The organism is Pseudanabaena mucicola FACHB-723 (assembly GCF_014696385.1).
Taxonomy (GTDB): Bacteria; Cyanobacteriota; Cyanobacteriia; order Pseudanabaenales; family Pseudanabaenaceae; genus Pseudanabaena.
This window is the reverse complement of record NZ_JACJQB010000044.1, coordinates 20,082-28,212: the sequence shown is the minus strand read 5'-3', so window position 1 is coordinate 28,212 and position 8,131 is coordinate 20,082. Positions and strand designations below refer to the sequence as shown.

At 43.9% G+C, this 8,131-nt stretch carries 7 protein-coding genes; 5 read left to right on the top strand and 2 right to left on the bottom strand.

Annotated elements, in window-relative coordinates:
- Window positions 1–129 precede the first annotated feature (129 nt).
- Window positions 130–459, top strand: a complete 330-nt coding sequence (locus H6F41_RS15840; protein ID WP_190404438.1) for a hypothetical protein — start codon at window positions 130–132, stop codon at window positions 457–459.
- Between the two features lie 126 nt (window positions 460–585).
- Here the strand turns inward: H6F41_RS15840 and sppA are convergent, their stop codons facing one another.
- Window positions 586–1,386 carry a signal peptide peptidase SppA gene (gene sppA, locus H6F41_RS15835; RefSeq protein WP_190404437.1) on the bottom strand — a complete coding sequence of 267 codons (801 nt, stop codon included), beginning with the start codon at window positions 1,384–1,386 and terminating at the stop codon, window positions 586–588.
- Window positions 1,387–1,615: 229 nt separating this feature from the next.
- On the opposite strand from sppA, the gene H6F41_RS15830 reads away from it, so the two are divergent.
- From H6F41_RS15830 to H6F41_RS15815, 4 genes are all read left to right on the top strand, one after another.
- On the top strand, window positions 1,616–2,974 hold the full coding sequence (locus H6F41_RS15830) for a glycosyltransferase (RefSeq protein ID WP_190404436.1): 1,359 nt from the start codon (window positions 1,616–1,618) through the stop codon (window positions 2,972–2,974).
- The gene (locus tag H6F41_RS15825; protein WP_190404435.1) at window positions 2,967–4,133 is read left to right on the top strand and encodes an NAD(P)/FAD-dependent oxidoreductase; all 1,167 of its coding nucleotides are present in this window, start codon (window positions 2,967–2,969) and stop codon (window positions 4,131–4,133) included. The genes H6F41_RS15830 and H6F41_RS15825 overlap by 8 nt, the downstream gene beginning before the upstream one ends.
- A gap of 178 nt (window positions 4,134–4,311) precedes the next feature.
- The gene (locus tag H6F41_RS15820; protein ID WP_190404434.1) at window positions 4,312–4,644 is read left to right on the top strand and encodes a DUF6883 domain-containing protein; all 333 of its coding nucleotides are present in this window, start codon (window positions 4,312–4,314) and stop codon (window positions 4,642–4,644) included.
- An 8-nt stretch (window positions 4,645–4,652) separates the two neighbouring features.
- The gene (locus H6F41_RS15815; protein WP_190404433.1) at window positions 4,653–4,979 is read left to right on the top strand and encodes a DUF4926 domain-containing protein; all 327 of its coding nucleotides are present in this window, start codon (window positions 4,653–4,655) and stop codon (window positions 4,977–4,979) included.
- Window positions 4,980–5,022: 43 nt separating this feature from the next.
- Here H6F41_RS15815 and dnaX read toward each other — a convergent pair whose 3' ends face one another.
- Window positions 5,023–8,085 carry a DNA polymerase III subunit gamma/tau gene (dnaX, locus tag H6F41_RS15810; RefSeq protein ID WP_190404432.1) on the bottom strand — a complete coding sequence of 1,021 codons (3,063 nt, stop codon included), beginning with the start codon at window positions 8,083–8,085 and terminating at the stop codon, window positions 5,023–5,025.
- Window positions 8,086–8,131: the final 46 nt, after the last annotated feature.

The following is an 8,131-nucleotide window of genomic DNA, read 5'->3' as shown; positions in this document are numbered from 1 at the left end:
AAGTAAGTTAAGACATAAAACCCAAATAGAGTTGCGGCGCGAAGCGCCGCAACTCTATTTGGGTTTTTATTTTTGTCCTAACGTAGCTGGCTATAGCTATATTGCCTATGTGACGACATTCTGCGAGCGATGAATCACCAAGGTGATCGCCAGCAACAGATGAGTGATGCCGAAGTAATGACCACAGCCATAGTTGCAGTTCTGTATTTTGGTAGAAATTTTGAGAAAGCAAGAAAAGATCTCTCAAAGCCGCAATACATCCCAAAAATGCTGAGTCGGAGTCGATTCAATCGCAGACTGTATAGGGTTGAATCGATGCTATTGATGTTGTTTGAGTGTCTAAGACAAGCATGGAAACAACCTGCGGGGCAAAAAGGTTTTGTTGTTCAACAAAAGCGGTGGGTGGTTGAGCGTACTTTTGCAACGCCTCGCTTAACTTCTCAAACACTCTCTAGGTGAATTCTTATAACAAGAAGACTGAAGTTGAAAAACAGGCTATTCGCGATTCTGCCACAAAATTTATCAGTCAGCTCAAAATTAAAGCTTAGGCAGACCGCGCAGCGGTCTGCCTAAGCTTCTCTGCGATTATTTCCACATCCACAGGGGTATTCCACTGGTTTCCATCTCAAATTGCAATCGATTGAGAGTTAACTCTGCACCATTGGGTAAAAACTTGCTAGCAAAGGATTTGGGTGGCTGAATCGTAAACACCTTAGTTGTTTTCGGATCAAGTCCCACCAATTCTGCCGCATAGCGCCTTGCATCTTCTTCCGTGCCGATGCGATCGACTAAACCTAATTGCACAGCTTGCTCACCCGTAAACACGCGACCATCGGCAAACGAGCGCACTGTGGCGGGGCTGAGGTTGCGACCTTCGGCAACGGTTTCTACAAATTGGTGATAGCTGCTATCGATTAATGACTGTAAAATCACTCTTTCTTCGGAAGTAATTTCGCGATCAAAGGAGAGAATATCTTTATACGTGCCAGATTTGACAACTTTGAAAGAAACACCGACTTTATCGAGTAATTTTTCGATATTATTACCGCGCAAAATTACGCCAATGCTGCCAGTAATACAACCCGCATTAGCGATGATGTAGTCTGCCCCAACGCCGATATACACGCCCCCACTGGCGGAAATATTGCCAAAACTGGCAACTACTTTTACTTTCTCGCGAATTCTTTTGAGTGCAGCATAGATTTCCTGCGAGTCGCCAACGGTTCCCCCAGGGCTATCGATACGCAATAACAAGGCAGGAAATTTTTGCTCCTCGACAAACTCAAGAGCTTCAAGAACACGAGTGCGGGTACTTGCACCGATTGCGCCCGTGATTTCAATGCGTGCGATTTTTTTGCGAAACTTGCGTTTTAGAAAACCAAACATTCAGTTACAGTGTTTATTTTGGGATGGACTTTTACTATTTTAGTCGCTCAAAACCTCAACCGTATTAGCCTTGCCACGCGGCATTTTTAAATCAAAAGAGAGTGGCGGTGCTTCGCGCCGCCACTCTCTTCTTAGGTTTTGGTCAGTTTTGAGAATTGCTGAAAACAAACAATGAAAAGCGGTATCCTGAATATATTCAAGCTAAACATTTCGCAATATAAAACGCCCAATGCACGAGACGGACTTTCGTAGCAGCCTTCAGACTGGAGGCGATCGCCGCAGACTAAAAACGATCATTGCACTTGCCATTGTCTACACAGCGACAGTTGGTATGCACTTCGCCCCTTGGAGTCGCTGGCTGCTGTTAGGGTTATTCAGCATTCAGGCTTTGCGATTAATTTTTGCGCCGCCTTTACCTGCGATCGCAATTACCAATAATTCTCCAGAAAACAATCAGGACTTGCCCTTTTTCTCCCTCTTAGCCTCCGCCAAAAATGAAGAAGCGGTAATTGGCAACTTAGTCAAAAATCTTTGCCAGATCGATTACCCTACCGATCGCTTTGAAGTGTGGATCGTCGATGACAATAGTAGCGATCGCACTTCTGAGGTTCTCAATTTACTCAAGCAAAAATATCCCCAATTAAAGACTTTGCGGCGTGACGATGATGCCCAAGGTGGGAAGTCGGGCGCATTAAATCAGGTTTTAGAGCTAACCAAAGGCGACATTATTGGCGTGTTTGATGCCGATGCTCAAGTGCCTCACGATATTTTGCGATCGCTAATTCCTGTATTCCAACAATCCAAAATCGGCGCAGTGCAGTTACGCAAAGCGATCGCCAATGCTTCCGAAAATTGGTGGACAGCAGGACAATCGGCAGAAATGGCTCTAGATTTATGTTTGCAAGATTTGCGAATTCGTGTCGGCGGCGTAGGCGAACTGCGGGGGAATGGTCAATTTGTCCGTCGTACTGCCCTTGATGATTGTGGCGGCTGGAATGAGCAGACGATTACGGATGACCTTGATTTAACGATTCGTCTGCATTTATGTCAATGGGATATCGCCTGTTTAAACTTCCCTGCGGTGCAAGAAGAAGGTGTATTGACACTCAAACAACTGTGGCATCAACGCAATCGTTGGGCAGAAGGAGGTTTTCAGCGCTATCTCGACTATGCATCTCTACTGCTCAGTGGCAAAATGGGCTTCTTAAAAACCTTTGATGCAGGGCTGTTTTATATCAATCAATACCTGCTTACCGTTGCCTTTATTCCTGATACGATCGCCGCAATTGTATTGAGACATAGCCCCATGCTGCCACCGATTGCAGGATTTTCGCTCTTTCTCAGTGCTGTCACGATGGCATTCGGGCTAAGACGTTCCTATAAGTTGCCTTGGAGTCAAGCAATTTGGAAGACTGTTTCGGGAATGATCTATATGCTGCATTGGATTCCTGTAATTGCTAGTGTCACCCTGAGAATGTGTATCTTGCCTAAGCGCCTCAAATGGGTGAAGACTTTGCACCAAGGTACGGGTGAAAATGGCAATATTTTAGAAGAAATCGAACTGCAAGAGATAGAAAGTAATGCATGATTGGATTGTGATTGGTGGCGGTATTACGGGGATATCGCTGAGTTATGAGTTACAAAAGGCGGGCTTTTCGACATTACTTATTGAGCAACATCAAAAATTGCAAGGTGGTAGCAGCCTTGGCTATGGTGGAATCTCTTACTGGTCTGGCAGCACTCCAATCACGCAACAGCTTTGTCAGGAAGGCATTGCTAGACAAAGGGAACTATCCAATGAATTAGGGCTTAGTACAGAATTTCGAGAAATTGATTTGCTGCTAACCCTTGAGCCTGAGGCAAATCCACAGGATATTCTGTCGCAATATGCTAATTGCTGGATTGCGCCAATGGTTCTCGATGCCCAATCTGCTTGCGATCGCGAACCGCTTCTCAATGCTCAAAGCATTGGCGGTGCGCTACTATTTCCCCATGCTCATATCAATCTCAATTGTTTTGTAAACGCCCATAGTCAAGCATTTCAGAATCTCGGTGGGCAGACTATCTACACCAAAGTTGATCATTTATTGATTAAAGATGAGCGCATCACGGGTGTATCGACAGAACAGGGTGATTTCCATAGCTCACAAGTGGTTATTTGCGCAGGAGCCATGTCTCGCGCTCTTCTGAAAGCATCAGATATCCATGCCAGAATCTACTTCACCCATGCGGAAGCCATTGACACGTCACCCGTCGATCTGGAATTACGAGCAATGGTGATGCCTGCCGATACCAAGCGCTATCAATTGGAAACAGAAACTACAAGTCTTGATCAAGAATCGCGATGGGATGTCGCTGGGCATGAACTGTTACCGCCTTCGGTGGATGCGGGGGCAATTCAATATTGCGATCGCAGTATCAGGTTTGGGCAACTCAGTCGGGTGTTAACCGATCCCTACGCAGTCGTCGATCCGATTGAAAGTGAAGCTGCTATTCGTAATTATGTTAGTAAAGTATTGCCTAAAGTTGGAGAATTAGCGGGCAAGTGGCGTAATTGTCTGGTTGCTTTTAGTAGTGACGGTTTGCCCCTAATTGGCTCATTAAAAAAATACGAAAACTTACATCTATTCTCTGGATTTACCAGTCCAACTGTTTATGTACCAACTCTATCTAAACGGTTTGCAGAGAATATAAAGGGCAAGTCCGACGAGATCGTTGCTTTACTCTCTCCTCAAAGGTTTTTATAGGAGTTCTCTAAGTACAGGATAAAAAATCAAAAACAGAACTTTAAAATACTCCGAAACTACTGTTAGGAAAATTTCTAGAACTAGCTAAATTTAGGCAACAGCTAAACTTTCCCCTAGCTGGTAGTGAAAGCGATCCCGCTATAGTGGCAAAATTTAGAAATAGGAGTCCAGATCAACCATGTTACTTCCTGTTGATACCGCGATCGCTGAAGAAAAACTCACCAAATATCTGTTAATACTTCTGCCCAAAGATGACAAATCACAATTTCTTCAGAAAGCAGGATATACCTTAGACAATTGGCAACAGTTAGAAGCTGATTTGCGATCGCAAATTTTGCCCCAGCCTGCCCAATTTTTAGAAAAAACAACATACGGAGACAAATATAAAATTGAAGCAAAACTTAAAGGTATAAATGGCATAGAGATTGAAGTTACTACCATTTGGATGATTAAAAATCAACAAGCAAAATTTGTTACATTAGTTCCTAAACGTTCTAGCGATCGGGAGTAGTTATTACTATGAAACCTAAATATCCTTTATTCTCTGAAGTCGTTTTATTGCATGACATCCCGACTCACGACCTGAAACGTGGTTCAGTTGCGATCGTTGTAGAACAATATGCTGTAACTGAGAAACAATATGGTTATAGCCTTGAAGGATTTAACGTGCCAAATGTGACAGTTGAAGTCGATGAATCTCAAGTTACCTCTGTAGAGCAATGGCAAAAAGAAATGGAGATATTAGAAAAGCTTCATCAATTAAGTGTCGTAAAACTGGTTCATTTAGATGCTTATATTGAAAAGTTATTAAATGAAGAACCTACAGATTTGTTAAAAGTGTCTTAGCGTCATAGAGATGCCATGCCCCTTGATGTCCCTAGCAGCACATCTATCTCGCAGGTTCTTCATCAAGGTCAACAATTTGTCCATTAAACAGTTCTGCCAAATTCCGAATTACCCGATCATCATCTGACATCGGCACATATCCTGTTTGCTGTGGCGTTTGTGGTGTTGATACATTAGCATCGGCATCGGCGGCAATACTTACAGGAAAAGCAGGGATAGGCGCAACGGTAGGAGGTACTACGGGTGGTGACGCGACAGGCTTAGTAATGGGTGTCGGAGCAGTAATTACAGGATTTGCGATCGCAGGACTAGCGGGCAGAGGTGTAGCAACTTGAACTGATTCCGTGGAACTTGGGGAAGAGACAAAGGTAAACATTACCTTGGTAGGACGTTGTAAGGTCTTGGCAAAAGCGGCTTCTAACTCACTACGTTTCTGGACGACAATATTTTTGGTGGTCTCGTCCCTTTTTCCTGCCAATCCCACTTTGACGCTAGCACTATCGAGGGTGAGAATATGCGCCTGTATCTGAATGAAGACGGAGCGGCTAGGTGTTGTCAACATTGAGAGAACTTGCTGCCATAGTTGATCAAGGTCATAACCAACAGAGGGAATATGCTCTAAATCATCATTACTACTTGCGATCGGTGTCTCTATGACAGGAGAAATAGTTACAGAATGATCGGGTGTTGCTGGGGTTTGAGAAGTTGGTGAAACTTCTGTTTGGGCTGGCGATGGAACTTGGGGAATTGGTTGGACAACTGGCTCGCTTTTTACTTGCTGAGAAGGTTGGTAAGTTGACGTTTGCGTTGCCGCGATCGGTGGACGATTGGGAATAAATACTGGTGTTGGCAATGATTGAGGAGATTGCGATTGAGCGCTTGCCCCCTGTGCGGAAGGAAGTAAACCCATCAGCGTAACCTCTAACCACAAGCGCGGTTGGGTAGAATTACGAATTTGCAACTCTGCCGATCTCAAATGTTGTTGACCCAGCAAAATACTCGAAATGGTTAGCGTTTGAGCCAGTTGACTCAAACGCTCCCACCCAGAGCTAGTCATGGCAACCAAGTCACTGCGATCGCTAGCGGTCTTAGCAATTAACAAATCCCGATATACATTCGCCAAGTTTTGCAGTACGATCAAAGGCTCTCGCCCCCGATCCATAATCCGCCTTACGTAATCGATTAATTGCGTAGCATGATCATTTGCGATCGCTTCCACCAGTGATAGTAAGTCCTGTTCTGGAACTGAACCCACCAAGTCCCAAACCGCCTCAACCGTAATTTCTCCATCTAATAAGCTCAATTGGTCGAGCAGAGATTCCGCATCCCGCAGTCCCCCCTGTGCGATTTGGGCGACTAGAGTTAAAGCTTCAATATGAATATTAATGTTCTCATTTGCGGCGATCTTCCCTAAATGCTTAACCATTGCATCAAGGGGAATCCGCCGAAAGTCAAAGCGCTGACAACGGGAAATAATTGTCGGTAATACGCGCTGTGGGTCAGTAGTTGCGAGAATAAAAGTAACGCGATCGGGTGGCTCTTCTAGGGTTTTCAGCAACGCATTAAATGCGGCGGTGCTGAGCATATGGCAGTTATGAACTAGCAAACCATTAGCGACAAAATTATGATTGTCTTCTACTTCAATGTCATAAACTGGCTCATCACCAACGACTGTTACAGACTCTACCCTCTCCAAACTTGTATGCCATTGAGGGAATAGAGTATTGCTGCAATTCTGATAGCCACTTTCTACTAGCATTTGCTCCCATACAAATGTAGTTGTAGGTTTTATCTCCTCTTTTGTAGGATTGTAATTTGGCTGTATATCCCATTGACTGTAACCAAGATTCAATAAGTTGATTGTCTTCCCAAGAATATCCTTCCGTAGATAAGTGAATGGTGGGACTACCTTCTGGGGTGAGCATAAGCGTTCCATCATCCATATACCACCATGCCAAGCCTTCAGGAGTAACTTGATCAAGCCATTCCATAGAAACGTTTTTGGAGATTCCTGTAGGCTTAACCACGTCAAATACTGTATTGAGTTGGGGATGACACATGGTACTGCTACAGACAGAGAGTTCTCCATAGCCATCATTCTTGGCAATACGGAAATTGGGGCGTAATTCCGATAATCTGTTAATTTTGTATTCCAGCCATTCTTTTTGTTTATATCCATGTGTCCAAGCAATTCTTGGAAATCGGCTGTGTTTGTTGGGGTAGGTAATGGCAGCATCTCCCAATAATGTGCCGTAGATAAGTCCAAGTAATTCGGGTGAAATATTTCCTGCGGCTGCAAGATAGTTTTCTGTGCGTCTTTCCCAAATACCATGATTTTTTTTGTAAGGATGTCGCTTCCAGTAGGACAAGATGCTTTGTAATCCTCTACCTTTTTGAAGTAAGAATTGAGGGACTTCAAGCTTTTCTCCGCATCCGCAACTACAGGAGACAATATGTTCATCCCAATTTTGATATTGCTTGCTGGTGTCCATCCTGATTCTGTCCTGATTAAATGATTACCTGTACATTGGATTGATCGCTGATTAGTTTTAATAATCAATGTGGGTTTTACGCCACGATCTAACCAGCGTAAAACCTTCTTATATTCCCATTTAGATAATTTTTCGTTATAACTAAGGACTTGTTTACCTAATAAATCTTGATCGTCAATACGCATTAAACCTGTATCAGTCTGTACAAGCGTATCGCCTGTCAAGCATTCGTCAATAATATAAATCTTGAATCTTGCCTTTACAGGCGCAAACTGGGCGCGTTCAATTAACTCGCGAATATTATCAACACCCGTATTACTTGCCGCGTCAATTTCCGTAATATCTAGGGCATTGCCATTGGCGATACTGTGGCAGAGTTCACACTTGCCGCAGGGGGTGGGCGTGGGGTTATCAAAACTAAGGCAATTAAGCGACTTTGCCATAATTCGAGCGCTTGATGTTTTGCCAGTTCCCCTAGCGCCAGTAAATAGATATGCAGGGGCGATCCGCTTTGTATTTAGCGCATTTGATAAGGTATGAGCAATTGCCTCTTGCCCTACTAGGTCAGCAAAAGTCTGTGGTCGATACTTGTGATGTAATGGCTCGTAGCCCATAGAAACACGGTGATGATGGCGCGATTATAGCAAGTTTAGTAAAGGT